At 57.6% G+C, this 15,539-nt stretch carries 14 protein-coding genes; 10 read left to right on the forward strand and 4 right to left on the reverse strand.

Annotated elements, in window-relative coordinates; translation table 11 throughout:
- The first annotated feature begins 59 nt into the window (after positions 1–59).
- The 4 genes from katG to ACXHXG_RS24545 all read left to right on the forward strand — a co-directional run bounded on the left by katG (position 60) and on the right by ACXHXG_RS24545 (position 4,009).
- A complete protein-coding gene (katG, locus tag ACXHXG_RS24530) occupies positions 60–2,258 on the forward strand; it encodes a catalase/peroxidase HPI (RefSeq protein WP_457901021.1) in 2,199 nt (732 codons plus the stop codon).
- Positions 2,259–2,427: 169 nt separating this feature from the next.
- On the forward strand, positions 2,428–2,778 hold the full coding sequence (locus ACXHXG_RS24535; protein ID WP_283059696.1) for an MbcA/ParS/Xre antitoxin family protein: 351 nt from the start codon (positions 2,428–2,430) through the stop codon (positions 2,776–2,778).
- A gap of 9 nt (positions 2,779–2,787) precedes the next feature.
- On the forward strand, positions 2,788–3,291 hold the full coding sequence (locus ACXHXG_RS24540; protein WP_457901022.1) for an RES family NAD+ phosphorylase: 504 nt from the start codon (positions 2,788–2,790) through the stop codon (positions 3,289–3,291).
- 292 nt (positions 3,292–3,583) lie between these two features.
- Positions 3,584–4,009 carry a hypothetical protein gene (locus tag ACXHXG_RS24545; protein ID WP_457901023.1) on the forward strand — a complete coding sequence of 142 codons (426 nt, stop codon included), beginning with the start codon at positions 3,584–3,586 and terminating at the stop codon, positions 4,007–4,009.
- A gap of 315 nt (positions 4,010–4,324) precedes the next feature.
- Here the strand turns inward: ACXHXG_RS24545 and ACXHXG_RS24550 are convergent, their stop codons facing one another.
- The 3 genes from ACXHXG_RS24550 to ACXHXG_RS24560 form a co-directional block, all read right to left on the reverse strand.
- Positions 4,325–4,798 (reverse strand): GNAT family N-acetyltransferase, encoded by a 474-nt coding sequence (locus ACXHXG_RS24550; protein WP_457901024.1) that lies wholly within the window; start codon positions 4,796–4,798, stop codon positions 4,325–4,327.
- A gap of 30 nt (positions 4,799–4,828) precedes the next feature.
- The gene (locus tag ACXHXG_RS24555) at positions 4,829–5,272 is read right to left on the reverse strand and encodes a hypothetical protein (RefSeq protein ID WP_457901025.1); all 444 of its coding nucleotides are present in this window, start codon (positions 5,270–5,272) and stop codon (positions 4,829–4,831) included.
- A gap of 260 nt (positions 5,273–5,532) precedes the next feature.
- A complete protein-coding gene (locus ACXHXG_RS24560) occupies positions 5,533–5,757 on the reverse strand; it encodes a hypothetical protein (protein WP_104827142.1) in 225 nt (74 codons plus the stop codon).
- A gap of 343 nt (positions 5,758–6,100) precedes the next feature.
- Here ACXHXG_RS24560 and ACXHXG_RS24565 point away from each other — a divergent pair, with 343 nt between their 5' ends.
- The 6 genes from ACXHXG_RS24565 (at position 6,101) to ACXHXG_RS24590 (ending at position 14,263) form a co-directional block, all read left to right on the forward strand.
- Positions 6,101–6,799, forward strand: coding sequence for a CerR family C-terminal domain-containing protein (locus ACXHXG_RS24565; protein ID WP_104827143.1), 699 nt, complete (start codon positions 6,101–6,103; stop codon positions 6,797–6,799).
- On the forward strand, positions 6,796–7,809 hold the full coding sequence (hlyD, locus tag ACXHXG_RS24570; RefSeq protein ID WP_260304117.1) for a secretion protein HlyD: 1,014 nt from the start codon (positions 6,796–6,798) through the stop codon (positions 7,807–7,809). Before ACXHXG_RS24565 ends, hlyD begins: the two co-directional genes overlap by 4 nt.
- The gene (locus ACXHXG_RS24575) at positions 7,806–9,548 is read left to right on the forward strand and encodes an ATP-binding cassette domain-containing protein (RefSeq protein WP_457901026.1); all 1,743 of its coding nucleotides are present in this window, start codon (positions 7,806–7,808) and stop codon (positions 9,546–9,548) included. Before hlyD ends, ACXHXG_RS24575 begins: the two co-directional genes overlap by 4 nt.
- Complete coding sequence (locus ACXHXG_RS24580) at positions 9,548–10,699, forward strand: ABC transporter permease (protein WP_457901165.1); 1,152 nt, start codon at positions 9,548–9,550, stop codon at positions 10,697–10,699. The genes ACXHXG_RS24575 and ACXHXG_RS24580 overlap by 1 nt, the downstream gene beginning before the upstream one ends.
- Before the next feature lies 1 nt (position 10,700).
- On the forward strand, positions 10,701–11,813 hold the full coding sequence (locus tag ACXHXG_RS24585) for an ABC transporter permease (RefSeq protein ID WP_457901027.1): 1,113 nt from the start codon (positions 10,701–10,703) through the stop codon (positions 11,811–11,813).
- A 470-nt stretch (positions 11,814–12,283) separates the two neighbouring features.
- Positions 12,284–14,263, forward strand: coding sequence for a methyl-accepting chemotaxis protein (locus ACXHXG_RS24590; protein ID WP_457901028.1), 1,980 nt, complete (start codon positions 12,284–12,286; stop codon positions 14,261–14,263).
- Between the two features lie 453 nt (positions 14,264–14,716).
- On the opposite strand, the gene ACXHXG_RS24595 is transcribed toward ACXHXG_RS24590, so the two are convergent.
- Positions 14,717–15,535 carry a hypothetical protein gene (locus tag ACXHXG_RS24595; protein WP_457901029.1) on the reverse strand — a complete coding sequence of 273 codons (819 nt, stop codon included), beginning with the start codon at positions 15,533–15,535 and terminating at the stop codon, positions 14,717–14,719.
- Between the last annotated feature and the right edge of the window lie 4 nt (positions 15,536–15,539).

Below are 15,539 nucleotides of genomic sequence, written 5' to 3' on the forward strand. Positions count from 1 at the left end.
AGGATTCGCAATGAACTCTTCTGGATGGCTCAATTCAAGTAATCACGAGGGAGAGAAATATGGATACGAAAGCCGATACAGCCGGCAAATGTCCGGTGGTGCACACCCACACGGCCCATGGCGGCAGATCAAACCGGGACTGGTGGCCGAACCAGTTGAACCTGAAGATTCTCCACCAGAACTCTGCGCTGTCGAATCCTCTGGGCCCGGCATTTAATTATGCCGAGGAATTCAAGAAGCTCGACCTTAACGCCGTCAAACAGGACCTCCATGCCCTGATGACGGATTCGCAGGATTGGTGGCCCGCCGACTTTGGCCATTACGGTCCGCTTTTCATCCGCATGGCCTGGCACAGTGCCGGCACTTACCGCACCGGCGACGGCCGCGGCGGCGCAGGAGCCGGTCAGCAGCGTTTCGCGCCGCTCAACAGTTGGCCTGATAACGTCAACCTCGACAAGGCGCGCCGGCTGCTTTGGCCGATCAAGCAGAAATACGGCAACAGCATCTCCTGGGCCGACCTGATGATCCTCACCGGCAACGTTGCCCTGGAATCGATGGGCTTCAAAACATTCGGATTTGCCGGCGGTCGTCCGGACGTCTGGGAGCCCGAAGAAGACGTCTATTGGGGCGCCGAGGAAACATGGCTTGCCGACAAGCGCTACTCCGGTGAACGCGACCTCGAAACCCCGCTTGCCGCCGTGCAGATGGGCTTGATCTACGTTAATCCGGAAGGCCCGAACGGCAATCCCGATCCGCTTGCCGCCGCCAAGGACATCCGCGAGACTTTCGCGCGCATGGCCATGAACGACGAAGAGACGGTCGCCCTCATTGCAGGCGGACATACCTTCGGCAAGACCCACGGCGCCGGCGATGCCGCTCACGTCGGTGCAGAGCCGGAAGGTGCCGGCATCGAAGAACAGGGCTTCGGCTGGAAGAGCAGCTTCGAAACGGGCAAGGGCGGTCATACGATCAGCAGCGGCCTGGAAGTTACCTGGACCACGACACCGACGAAATGGAGCAACAACTTCTTCTGGAACCTGTTCGGCTACGAATGGGAACTGACGAAGAGCCCGGCTGGTGCACACCAGTGGACCCCGAAGCACGGCGCTGGTGCCGGTACCATCCCGGACGCGCACGATAAGTCCAAGCGTCATGCACCCGCTATGCTGACGACCGACCTCGCCTTGCGCTTCGACCCGGCCTACGAAAAGATCTCGCGCCGCTTCTTTGAAAATCCGGATCAGTTCGCGGATGCCTTTGCCCGCGCGTGGTTCAAGCTGACCCACCGCGACATGGGCCCCCGTGTGCGTTATCTCGGTCCGGAAGTTCCGGCCGAGGAGCTGATCTGGCAAGATCCCATTCCTGCCGTCGATTATCCCCTGATCGACGCGAAGGACATCGCCGGCCTCAAAGGCAAGATCCTCGCATCGGGCCTGTCCATCTCGCAACTGGTCTCGACCGCCTGGGCTTCTGCCGCAACCTTCCGCGGTTCCGATAAGCGCGGTGGAGCCAACGGCGCGCGCATTCGTCTTTCGCCGCAGAAGGATTGGGAGGTCAACCAGCCGGCCCAGCTCGCGACCGTCCTCGAGACGCTCGAAGGCATTCAGAAGGCGTTTAACGACGGCCAGTCGGATGGCAAGAAGGTATCGCTCGCGGACCTGATCGTCCTTGGTGGCGCAGCCGCCGTCGAAAAGGCAGCCAAGAATGCCGGTCATGACATCGAAGTTGCCTTCACGCCAGGCCGCACCGACGCGACGCAGGAGCAGACCGATGTAAGCTCCTTTGCCGTTCTGGAACCGATCGCCGACGGATTCCGCAACTATCAGAAGGGCGAATACTCCATTTCGCCCGAGGAGTTGCTGATCGACAAGGCGCAGCTTCTGACGCTGACCGCGCCGGAGATGACCGTCCTGGTCGGTGGCCTGCGCGTGTTGAACGCCAATGCTGGACAATTCCAGCACGGTGTTTTCACTAAGCGTCCTGAAACGCTCACCAACGATTTCTTCGTCAACCTGCTCGACATGAGCACGGTATGGAAGGCTTCGGCGGACTCGAAATATGTCTTCGAGGGACGCGACCGCGGAACGGACGATATCAAGTGGACCGGCACCCGCGTCGACCTCGTATTCGGTTCGAACTCCCAGCTTCGGGCACTTGCAGAGGTCTATGGCCAGAGCGACACGCAAGAGAAGTTCGTGCGCGACTTCGTGGCGGCCTGGACGAAGGTGATGGACGCGGATCGTTTCGATATCGCCTGATCCGGACAGAAAGCCACTCGGGCGCGGCTGAGCTCCAGCCGCGCCCGAGTGTCACGCGAGGCAAAACTCGCCTGAATATGCGCCGCGTCACTCCATCGGCTTGAATGCCAACAATTTTGACGCTATATAACGTCATAATAATTGGCATTTCGAATTGGAGGTGAGAGAAATGGGTCTCGCCCAATATGCGGATGACGGGTTGTTCGCACCACGGAAGATCGCGGATGCCTTCCGCACGACCAGCGAGGAAATCGCTCGTACAGCCGGCCTCGGCAAGGATGCGATCCAGCGCAAGGACCGGATCCGCTCTGATAAGACGCAGCGGCGCTTGCGCGAAATGATCGAGGTCGTCAACAAGGTCGAACCGCGTTTCGGCTCGGCCCTGATGGCCTATGCCTGGTATCGCTCCGAGCCACTGCCCGGATTTTCTGGCCAGACGGCCATGCAGTTGGTGCGCGACGGACGCGCCGATGAAGTGCTCGACTATATCGACGCAGTCGACGCCGGCGTTCACGCATAGTCCCACTCGATGCGCTATGAAGGAAAGCTCTACCGGGCGCTGAACCCCATCTATGCGCACCAACCGCTCTCAGGCCGCGGAGCTGAACTCTATGGCGGTCGGTTCAATCCGAAAGGAATGCCGGCGCTCTATACATCGCTGTCGGTCCTGACGGCGCTACGCGAAGCCAATCAGGTCGGCAATTTGCAACCGACGACACTCGTCTCATACGACGCCGCGTTAGAGAAGGTCTTCAATAGTCGCGACGAAGATGCCCTGCAGGCGGAATTGATGGATGCAGATGCAATTGCCGACCCAACGTGGCGCGACCAGATAAAGGCGACCGGCGAGGCGAGAACTCAGCGCTTTGCCCGGCGGCTAGCCGCCGCTGGCTATCAAGGTCTGCTCGTCAGGAGTTTTGCCCCCGGTGCAACGGCGGACGACATGAATCTCGTCCTTTGGACTTGGGGCGAGAGTGCTTCGGCGCGGCTAACCCTGATCGATGACGAGAACCGGCTGGGTCGACCCGAATAACGGGTCACTGCCCAGTGCAAGCCGGCGCATCCCCTGCCCTTCCCGCCAAATTTCTTCGCATCAGACAGATCCTGCGAGGTGGGTCGATAGCCCAGTTTCGCTTTGAATTCGTCGACGACTTTGCGCAAGCGGAGCGTCGGAAACACAGCGCCTTAGCCCTTGTACAGCAGTCCTTACAGAGCCTCTTTGGACTAATCACCGTAGGCTACTTTGCCGCGTATTGGCTTCATAATTTAATAAACGTCAAGCATAATTTATTGTCCTTGAAGTAAAAAGTACGGAGGGACCGAAAGTGCGCCTCGTAGCAACTTTGTTTGTTATTACCGGCCTCGCCTGCGACACTGCCTACGCCTTTCAGGAGTGCAATGGAAACCCCCACGTTCGCGTGATGTGGCAGAAGCAAATCATTGAAGTCGACGGTACTTTCTTCCAAATGAAAAAGGAGAAACTCACCAAGAAGACGGCGCGACTCGTCGGACACGACATGGTCTTCGTCCACAACGGCGCCGGCAGCGACACTCTCATCAGGCACGGCGTTTCCACCTCCTATAGCTGCGCCGCCGTTGAAGGTAATCCTGGCCTACAGAAAGCAACCGTGCAGGGGTATCAAGCCAACTCATTGATAGAGGACAATTCTGCACCGGCGGACGCAACCATCACAGGCAATCGATCTAGCGCCTCCTCTGGAAAAGGACACGGTGGAGGCAAGCACAAGTAGATGGAAAAATACCCCCTCCTCGGCCGGGGCGCGATAAGCTGGCACCGTTCGCCCGGCTGAGGGCGCGAAACTTTGTCCCCCTCAATGTCGGCTGCTATATTCAAACAGCTCGCATCTGCAGGGAGGCAGATATGTCCGGGAAAAAAGAGCAAATCCGTTCGAATACGGCCCCTGTCCGAGGGCGTCGCCTTCGCATGAAACAGGGGCGACAATCGCGCGTCCTTCAACGAGCCAATCGCCAAGTCACTATGATGGCTGCAGCCGTTATCCTCGCGTTCTTTGTGGCGATCATAATCCAAGCTTTGCTGACTTAGCTCAGGTCAGGAGCACATGAGACCCACGCTCCCAAGGGAGCCAATGGGAGTGGCCAAGCTTGGGGTCGCGTCGAAAACCCAGAGCCTCCCAAAACGCGACCGCGTCGGCGTTGTCCGCATTCACCGTAACAATAGTGCCCTTCGGGATTGTCCGGTTCAGGATCGCCGCTGCCAGTTGGCGTCCCAGGCCGCAACGACGATAGGCCGGACGTATGAAGAAGCGCCGCATGCGCATGGCGGATGGCAAATCAGGATCGACCGTCATGCCTCCAACTCCCGCCAAGTCGCGGTCTACCCTGACGGCCAGTAGAACCTCGTGTGCCTGATTGAAGCGCTGCTCGCCGCTTTGCCATTCATCATGCAGTCGTTCAATAAATCGCCGGCCTTCGGAAGCGGCGTCACGGCGCAAGACCTCGAAATCAACCGGAAGACGTTCGACAATTTGATCAAATTGAAGGTCGTACAATAGCTTCATCCGCATAGTTCTTCGCTTCAGCCCAGGAAATCAGGCTCCCTGCCGTCGATCAAACAGAACCTTAATTCCGATCAGATGGCGGTATTCGTCCCGATCCCGAAGCTCTGCCAGTCTTTCGATGGCGGGCACACCGATGCGGCGAGAAAGATGAAGGATCAGCCCTCCCCCGAGGCAAAGGCCGACATGCGCTCCAAAGCTTGATGGCTTGCTGTGAACAAGTATCAGCCCGAGAGGCACCATCACAGGCGAAACGCGTGTGAATGTTTGATCGGCCCACAGGTCACTTGATCGAAAATCTGGGATGCTGAACCCGAAATGCCTGAGGATCGAGTAGGCATATCGTTGGCAGTTCGCCCCACCGTCCACACCCATCATCCCAGGAGCGCCCGGGTAGTGATCGGCATTGTAGGCGACATGCCAAAAACTCTCAGGGATCGCAATCGGAGAGCGGGATAAATCACCTTTGATGGCCATGAGCAAAGGTTAGCAGGTAAGGGCGACCGTCACTACGGAAATGTCGATTTTCGCGCTCGGTGGAGTTTACCCTATCGGCAAGTGCGCAGGGCTTTTCCTGCGAACTCGATGGATGATGACGCGACGGAATCCGATTTTTACTGCGCCATGTGCACGGCCGGCAAGCCATCTCATCTTAATCGACTTGCCGGCCGGCTGGATGAAGAGTTGTTAGCAGCCATCTTGCGGATACCACGGACGAACGCAGATGGAACTCAATACTAATTTGCTGCAACTCTTCGAGCGAGCGCCATAACGTAGTCATCTGCGATATCGGCCAAGGTCAAAGCGACCTCCGATTCCTTCCAACCTGCAGCGACTGCCGTCAGCACGAATTCGCGGAATGCTTCGGCAAGCACCTCTTCGCGCTCAATGACGCGATATGGATTATTCGCGGCATGTTGAGGGGCGCTGATCTGTATTGTTGTGGGTCGGTTAGGTTCCATGAGACGTCCCCCTGAAGGTTGACTAGTTGTAGATTTGTCCTGCATTTCTGTCTTAACTGCACTGCGATTATGCTTATTTTCTAAAAGATTAACCGGGACGTGTCGTTAGCCACGCATCCCGAAATTTGCCGCAGCGTCCATTTCTGCAATTGCTAATCCAATATTTCTGCCTTTGGACTCATGGGCATGCGCAACGGGTCTGCCGACAGACCCACTGCGTAGCAACGATCCGACTCAACATGGAGACTGCTGATGCTGCGAACCGAAAGCAGCCGAGCCAAGAAGCTTGCTGCAAATTCAGTCAATCGATTGACTTATTTCAAAATTGGTTCATTATGGGAATATGAGACAAAGGAAAGATACAAAATCCGAGGCTGCGCGCAGCGACATCACGCGTGAGAAACTGCTTGAAAATGCCCTCGATGTCTTCGGTCGATACGGCTTCGACGGTGCCTCGACGCGCAAGATCACCAACGCGGCTGGCGTGAACCTTCAGGCGATCCCCTATTATTTCGGGAGTAAGGAAGGGCTGTATATCGCCACTGCGGAATATCTCGCCGACATGATCAGTCAGCATGTCGGCGGCATGCGGCAACGAATTGCCGAGCAAATCGCAGCACTCGACAGAACGGGTATGCCGCTCGGCGAAGCGCAAGCGCGGCTCTTTCTGAATGAGATCGTCGAGACGATGGTCGTCCTGTTCGTCAGCAAGAAATCCGAAGCCTGGGCGCGTTTCATCATTCGCGAGCAGATGGAGCCGACTGCGGCATTCGAACGGGTCTATTCCGGCATCATGGGACCAATGATTGCCCTTGGGCGACGACTGATCGGGGCGGTCATCGCCGATGATCCCGCGTCGGAAAATGTGCGCCTACGTTGCCTATCTTTCGTTGGCAGTCTCATGGTTTTCAGAATGGCCAATGCGGCCGTGCTCGCTCAGATGGAATGGGATGCGATCGGTGAGAAGGAGATCGTCAGATTGCAGCAGCATGCGCGCAGGCTTGTCGCCGCCCTCGGGCCGGCGAAAGGAGAAATGTCGTGAACAGGATCATTCCGATTGCCGTCGTAGTCGTCATAGCCGCGGGCGCAGCCGCGTGGTGGTCGGACGCGCCGGCAAAACTCGGCTGGAAATGGCAGGAGCAAAAGGAGTTCGTACTCTACGGCAATGTCGACATTCGCCAGGTCTCGCTTGCATTTCGCGTCAACGGCAAGCTCAGCGAGGCTCTTGTCGATGAGGGCGACGTCGTAAAACGCGGCACGGTGCTCGCCCGGCTCGACGCAGAGCCCTATGACTATGCCGTCCGCTCGGCCGAGGCCAATGCCGCAGCATTGCGCGCCACGCTCGACAAGCTCAAGGCCGGAGCGCGGCCGACGGAAATCGCCCAGGCGCGTGCCTCTTATCAAGAGCAGCTTGCCGATCTGGAAAACGCCAATCTGGCCTACGATCGCGCCAAGCAGTTGCGGCCCTCCGGAAACATATCCGAAGCCACCCTGGATCAAGCGACGGCAGCGCGGGCGATGGCGGCAGCACGGGTGGATTCGGCCAATCAGGCGCTGAAGTTACTGGAAGAGGGAAGCCGCGCCGAAGATATCGCCGCCGCGGATGCGCAGCTAAAAGCAGCCGAAGCTACGCTCGCGACGGCACGCACATCGCTCGGCGATACCGAGTTGCGTGCACCGAATGACGGTGTGATCCTCTCGCGTGTGCAGGAGCCAGGGGCGATCGTCGCGCCCACCGATCCAGTCTTCGTGCTATCGCTGACCGAGCCTGTCTGGGTCCGCGGCTATGTCGCCGAGCCGGATCTCGGCCGGATTCACCCCGGCATGAAAGTCAAAGTGACCTCCGACACGAAGCCGGACGAAGCTTATGACGGCACCATCGGATTCATTTCGCCTGTTGCCGAATTTACGCCGAAATCCGTAGAGACGCCCGAATTGCGCACGGATCTCGTCTATCGGCTGCGTGTCACCATCGACAAGCCCGGACCCGACCTGCGCCAGGGCATGCCGGTAACCCTTCACTTCCCGACATTGCAAACGGCGGAAAAATGAGCGAGGCGGTCGACAGCGGCGGTAGCGGCGACCTTGTCCGGCTCGATGAGGTCACAAAACGGTTTGACGCGGCAAAACCGGCGCTGGATGCCATTACCGGCGCGGTCCGCGGCGGCGAGATAACCGGCCTCGTCGGCCCGGATGGCGCCGGCAAGACGACGCTCATCCGCCTGATGACGGGGCTTATGCTGCCGGAAAGTGGCACAGTGCAGGTTCTCGGCTTCGACACGCGCAAGGATGCCGCTGCGATCCAGGCAGGGATCGGCTATATGCCGCAGCGCTTCGGCCTCTACGAGGACCTGTCGGTTCAGGAAAATCTCGATCTCTATGCCGATCTGCGCGGGCTTCCGAGGCAGGAAAGAACTGCTACTTTCGACGAGCTGCTTACCTTTACCGACCTCAAACGCTTTACCGGGCGCCTCGCCGGCAAGCTTTCCGGCGGCATGAAGCAGAAGCTCGGCCTTGCCTGCGCGCTTCTTAAGAAACCAAAGCTGCTGCTGCTTGACGAGCCCGGCGTCGGCGTCGATCCCATTTCGCGGCGCGATCTCTGGAAGATGGTCGAAAACCTGACGGAAGAAGGTGTCGGCGTCGTCTGGTCGACCGCCTATCTCGACGAAGCCGAGGCCTGCGATCGCGTGTTCCTGCTCAGCGAAGGCAAGTTGCTTTTTGCCGGCGAGCCGAAGGAACTGACCGCACGGGTCGCCGGCCGCGTTTTTCGCATCAGCGGCATTGCGGGCAGGCGTCGCCAGATGCTGACGAAACTCCTTGACGAAGACGGCGTGGTCGACGGCGTCATTCAAGGAGAGACAATAAGGCTTGTTACGGTCAAGGACAGACAAAGCCGATTTTCGGCGGCCGGCGATGCCGAAATCGTGCCTGCAGAGCCGCGTTTCGAGGACGCATTCATCGACATGCTTGGCGGCGGACCGGGTGGACGCTCGCAACTGGCCGAGACGCAGCGCAGCTTTGCCGTTGAAGGCGACAAACCGGTGATCGAGGCGCATGCCTTGACCAAGCGTTTCGGCGATTTCACCGCGGCCGACAACATCACCTTCGACATCCCGCGCGGTCAGATCTTCGGACTGCTCGGCCCGAACGGCGCCGGCAAATCCACAACGTTCAAGATGCTCTGTGGCCTGTTGAAGCCGACGAACGGCGAAGGCCGGATTGCGGGTTTCGACTTGCGCCGCGACACCGCGGAGGCACGCAATCGTCTCGGTTACATGGCGCAGAAATTCTCGCTCTACGGCGATCTCAGCGTTTCGCAGAACCTGCAATTCTTCGCCGGGGTCTATGGCCTGCGTGGCACGCACAAGCGCCAGCGGGTCGACCTCATGACATCGATCTTCGATTTTCGCTCGCGGCTATCCATGTCGGCCAAGGACCTGCCGCTTGGACTGAAGCAGAGGTTAGCCCTTGCCTGCGCGGTGATGCACGAGCCCGAGGTGCTGTTCCTCGACGAGCCCACCTCCGGCGTCGATCCCATCACACGGCGGGAATTCTGGACCCATATCAATGCGCTCGTCGAAAAAGGCGTCACAGTCCTCGTTACGACGCACTTCATGGACGAGGCCGAATATTGCGATCGCATTTCGCTGATCTACCGCGGACGCTCCATCGCGCTAGGCTCGCCTGACGAATTGAAGGCCGGGGTTGCCAATTCAGAAAACCCCGATCCGACCATGGAGGATGCCTTCATCGCCCTCGTCCAGGCGTCAGAGGAGAGGATGGCGGCATGATGTCCCCGTCCCCAACGGCAACGGCTTCCTCACGGCGCGATCGCGTCCGCCGCTTCGCTGCGTTGGTGCGCAAGGAGAGCTTCCAGGTCATGCGCGATCCAAGCAGTATCCTGATCGCTTTCGTGCTTCCGATAATCCTGCTCTTCCTGTTCGGCTATGGCGTTTCGCTTGATACCAAGTTGACGCGGGTCGGCGTGGTCATGGAGGAGACAACGCCGCTTACCGGCGATCTTGCCGCAAGCTTTCGGGCATCCCGCTATTTTTCGGTGGTCAGCGGTCACGACCGCCGACAGTTCGAGGAAGAGCTGATCCTTTCACGTATCCGCGGCATCATCGTCGTACCAGCGGACTTCACGGCGACCTATATGGCGGGCAACCGCCCGCAGATTCAGGTCATCGTCGATGGCTCCGATCCCAACACCGCCAATTTCGTGCAAAACTATGCCCAGGGCGCCGTCGCCAACTGGCAGCTTCAACGGCAGGCGCAAAAGATGGGAGGCAACCCAGCCATCACCGTCGAACAACGCTTCTGGTTCAACCCCGAGCTTACCAGCCGTTCCTTCCTCGTGCCTGGTTCCATTGCGATCGTCATGACGCTGGTTGGGACATTGCTGACATCGCTGGTGGTCGCGCGCGAATGGGAACGCGGCACGATGGAAGCGATGATGGCGACACCGGTGACGGCTACTGAGCTGCTCGCCGGCAAGTTGCTGCCCTATTTCGTGCTTGGCCTGACCTCGATGACGATCTGTGTCCTGTTCGCCGTCTTCCTCTTCGGCGTGCCGTTCCGCGGCTCCATCCTGGCACTTTATTCCTTGTCGGCGGTTTTCCTGATGCCGGCGCTGGGCCAGGGCCTGTTGATCTCGGCTGCGACCAAGAACCAGTTTCTCGCCTCGCAACTTGCGTTGATCTCCGCATTCCTGCCGGCCTTCCTGCTTTCCGGTTTTCTTTTCGAGATCAACTCAATGCCGACCGTCATCCAGTGGATCACCTTCATCGTGCCGGCCCGTTACCTCATTCCCAGCCTGCAGACGGTCTTTCTCGCCGGCGACATCTGGCCGATGTTCCTACGGGCGATCGCCGTTATGTTTGGCATCGGCTGCGTCTTCTTCCTGCTTGCTGCGCGCAGCACAAAAAAGAGGATCGCCTAAGATGTGGTGGTCAAGGCTGAAGGCCCTCATCGTCAAAGAGCTGCTGGCGGTCCTGCGCGATCCAAAGAGCCGCTTGATCTTGATCGGGCCGCCGATCGTACAGCTTCTGGTCTTTTCCTATGCGGCGACCCTGGAGGTACGCAACGTCGATATTGCGCTGCTGAACCACGACAGCGGCCACTGGGGCCAGGAACTTGTCCAGCGCATCGAAGGCTCACCGACTTTCCGCAGCATCTCATCGGTCCAGGACCTCGCCGAAATGCGCGATGCCGTCGACCGACAGCGCGTCACCGCCGCCCTCGTCGTCGGCCCGGATTTCTCGCGGAATATCGAGGCAGGCAGGCCAGCCGACCTGCAGATTATTCTCGACGGTCGACGTTCGAACGCCTCGCAGATCGTCGCCGGCTATCTCAACCAGATCGTTGCAAGCCTTTCCGCCGACACGCCGGCAGGAATACGCGCGTCGGCGCGATCCGTAGCCGTCGTGCCGCGCAACTGGTTCAATCCCAACCTGATCTTTCAATGGTTCATGGTGCCGAACCTGATTGCCAGCATTGCACTGCTCATCGGCCTCATCGTCACTGCTCTTTCCATTGCACGCGAGCGCGAACTCGGTACGTTCGACCAGCTCATGGTGTCGCCTTTGCGCACCCATGAAATCCTGATCGGCAAGTTCATCCCGCCGATGATGATCGGCCTCTTTCACATGACGATCTATATCCTTGCCGCAATCTTCGTCTTCGGCGTGCCGTTGCGAGGCTCGCTGCTCCTGCTCTACGGCAGCTCCCTCTTCTATCTCGCTTCCGTCGCTGGTCTCGGCCTCTTCATTTCGGCGCTTTCGGCGACCCAGCAGCAAGCAATTCTCGGCGCTTTCCTCTTTCTCGTTCCCGCCATGCTGCTTTCAGGCTTCGCCACGCCGATCGAGAACATGCCCGACTGGCTGCAGCCGCTGACCGTGATCAATCCGCTGCGCTATTTCCTAGTCATCGTCAAAGGCGTCTTCCTCAAGAATATTCCGCCCAGCGAGGTCCTCAATCAGACATGGCCGCTCCTAGTGATCGCAGCGGTAACCCTCAGCGCCGCCTCGTGGCTGTTCCGCCGTAGGCTTGAGTAGCCAAAGACCCAATAGCTGTGAGACAGCTCCTGTAAAAATCCCGCTGACAGGTCGCTTGAAGCTATCCGGTCACAGCTTGCCGGACCGGAATTCACACCAAAAAGCAACCTCATACCGTTTCGAAATAAGTGAAATTAAAACATCGGCATAAGGTGCCGATTGAGCTGTATACCTCTACTTTCTGGAAGTAAATTTCCAAGCAAATTCAGGTCAAATGCTCATCGCTTGGAGTTGTATTCGCGCCCCGCGAAATTCTATTGAACTGATTTACACAATATCAACTATGTTGCCGCATAAAAAATAACCCTAGATGGGAATCGTAGTGCGGGCGAATGATCCGGCGCCCAGAAAAACTTTCGGGATGAGGGATCGATAGCAGATCCTAACCGACGCAACCTTCCCTCGCTCCTGCCGGCCGCGGATGCTTAGCGCTGGCAGCAGCATTCCAAATCTGGGGTGGGGACCTGCATATGGTAAATTGGAAAACATTCGGCATTGTCGCGCGTCTAGCAGTGGGATTTGGCTTCCTGCTCATTCTGATGATCGGTTTGACGCTCTACTCGATCGGACAGGTCAAAACGATCGACCGCAATCTTGGCGTCATCAACGACATCAACAGCGTGAAACAGCGCTTTGCCATCAATTACCGAGGCAGTGTTCATGACCGAGCAATTGCAATCAGGGACGTGACCCTCGTGACTTCCGCGGAAGAACGGCAAGTCGCGGTCAAGCTTATCGAGACACTTGCCTCCACCTATGCAGACAATGAAAAGAAGATGGCGGATATGATTGCCTCACCGGCCGGTGCGACGGCTGAGGAGAAAGCCATCCTCGATGAAATTGCGGCGGTTCAGGCCAAGACCAATCCGCTCGTTGCCGAGATTATAGCCCGTCAGGAAAAAGGCGATGGCGAAGCGGCCCGCAAGATCCTTCTGGAACAGGCAAGGCCTCAGTTCGTTGCCTGGCTGAAGGCGATCAACAAATTCATCGATTATCAGGAAGCCCTGAACAAATCGACCGGCAACGAAGTTCGAAGCGCCGCCGGAGGGTTTAACTCACTCGCGCTCACGGCACTTGCGATTGCTATTTTGCTCGCAAGCGTGGCGGCAGCCCTTACCGCCCGCTCCATCGTCGGACCGCTGGCGAAGCTCCAGACGTCGCTTGTATCGATGGCACAAGGCAATATGGAAGGCGATCGCAAGCTCGAAAAACGCGGCGATGAGATCGGCATGCTGGCCCGCGCGGTCGCGGCCCTCCGGGACGCAATCTCGGCAAAAGCGGAACGCGACGCGGATGCGGATGCAAAGCGGGCTGGTGAAGAGCGCAAACGGCTGGAAACGGAAGCGGCGGAACGCGAAGCTCTTGCCGAACAAACCAATACAGCGGTGAACCAGCTCGCGGACGCCCTTCAGGGATTGGCGAATGGCGACCTAACGCGCCAGATCGCCGGCCCGTTCATTCCCTCGCTCGACCAATTGCGCGTGGATTTCAATCAGGCCGTGGAGAAACTACGACTGGCGATGCAGAAGGTCGCCGAGAACGCGAGCGCCATTGCATCGGGCGCACAGGAAATTCGATCGGCCTCCGACGATCTCGCCAAGAGGACTGAACAGCAGGCGGCCTCTGTCGAAGAAACCGCCGCAGCGCTGGAAGAGATCACCATAACCGTGTCAGGCTCCAGCAACCGCGCGCAGGAAGCAGGTCACCTGGTTCGCAAGACAAAGGAGAGTGCCGAGCACTCAGGCCGTGTCGTGCGCAGTGCCGTCGAAGCCATGGACAAGATCGAAGCTTCCGCGACCGAAATCGGCAATATCATCGGCGTCATCGATGAGATCGCCTTCCAGACCAATCTCCTCGCATTGAACGCCGGCGTCGAGGCAGCACGCGCCGGCGAAGCCGGTAAAGGCTTCGCCGTCGTCGCCCAGGAAGTGCGTGAGCTAGCGCAGCGGTCTGCGAAGGCCGCAAAAGAGATCAAGGATCTGATCAATACCTCCAACAACCATGTCAGAAGCGGCGTATCCTTGGTCGGCGAAACCGGCAAAGCCCTGGAAGAGATCGTCGCTCAGGTCCAACAGGTCGACGGCAACGTCGGGGCTATCGTTGAAGCTTCAAAGGAGCAGGCAACGGGCCTCAAGGAAATCAACACCTCCGTCAACACGATGGACCAGGGCACACAGCAGAACGCAGCCATGGTCGAACAGGCCACAGCCGCAGCTCACAGCTTGGCATCCGAAGCCGAGGCTCTCTTCCAACTGCTGTCGCAGTTCAGAATAAGCACTCAGCCGATGTTTGACTCTCGTAGGACCGAGACAATTTCTGTTGCCAGCTCGGTGTCGAAGCCATCGGCGTCGCCCGCGAGGCGACTGGCGGCGAAGGTGGCCAATGCGTTTAACGGAAATGCGGCTGTGGCGGATGGGGGGTTGAAGTCCGAAGGTGTCTATAGCCAATGAAGCGGTTAAGGTTGGAGCGAACATTACTTTCGTGGCGCTCAAGCAGCGCTTCAATTTCTATGCAAAATCACAACCTGATTGGCGACGCCGCTATGAGCCAAATTTCGTGAATCGTATTGAGGTATAAGCCTCTGGAAGGCTGTACTTCATGACCTCGGAACTTCAGACGCCACAACGATCGGATTGCTGTGCCGTTGGCCGGCATCAATGATCTGCCCCGCACCGATCATAATAGTGCCAACGCGCGCGAGCGGTTGACATGATTGAAAAGAAAGTCCCTCCGGCGCACAGCTCAACCATCGTGGATTGATTTCCCCTTAGTTTTTCAAGCGTTCGATACTCATCTAATCAGGGGCAACTTGGCCGGCGCCGCATCACTGATGTATGCTAAGCGATAGGGATTAACTTTAGAACGCCACTGTCGGCCCAAGAAGGCGGGAAAGGCGCGTGAGGTTAAGGTTCATCTTCAATCAAGAACAAGCCAGGTCTAAAAAGAGATTTCAGATGAGCCCGAAGCCTCGAGAAAGCTGGATAGTCGCCAATCACATCATTTGGGTGACTTGTTAATTGGACCAAATAACCACATCCAATCTTAAAGACTGGAAAGCCCGCGGAAGATATAGCTTGCTGGTCAACTTCCTTGGCATATTCCTCCCCGAACCAAGATGCCCATCCGAGGTTAGTTAAACCAGATACCAGACTATTCATCTCTCCTGCTCGAAACTCGCAATGAAATTCCCCGCTCAAGAATCGGGACCACGCCTGGTGGGAAATTTCCTCCTTATAGCTGTATTCCCTAATGTTTGTGTTACCTTTTCGCGGGCCATCCTCCGCAATAAATGGATGTAGTACAGCGGCAAACGGAGACACCGTCTCGCACCAAGCAAGAAACAACAGAATCCAGTCAATCTCTCGCCGGTATTGCGATTGAAAAAAAATGCTCCCTGGCCGCTTCACGCCCTTAGCGTTTATGCTGGTAAAGGTCACGGCACCTTGAGACTTGGCAACCTTATCCCTTTTCCAATGAAAATCTTCTATAACTTCATATTGGGAGCCGCCAGCACGCATCATAGCCTTTGAGGCCCAAAGTGCTCTACAATCCTCAATGTCGACAATATTCAACCCATGGCTTTTTGTAACCTCACCGAACGTCGCCACTCTTTCAGGTATTAATTTTGTTTCTGAAAACAGCATCGACAGGATTTTCTTGCCCACCTCCCATGGAACAAGGTCTTCTCTTGTCTGTACTGTGATTAAAAAATCGGGCTTCATTTCA

Source organism: Rhizobium sp. LEGMi-198b, from assembly GCF_054114205.1.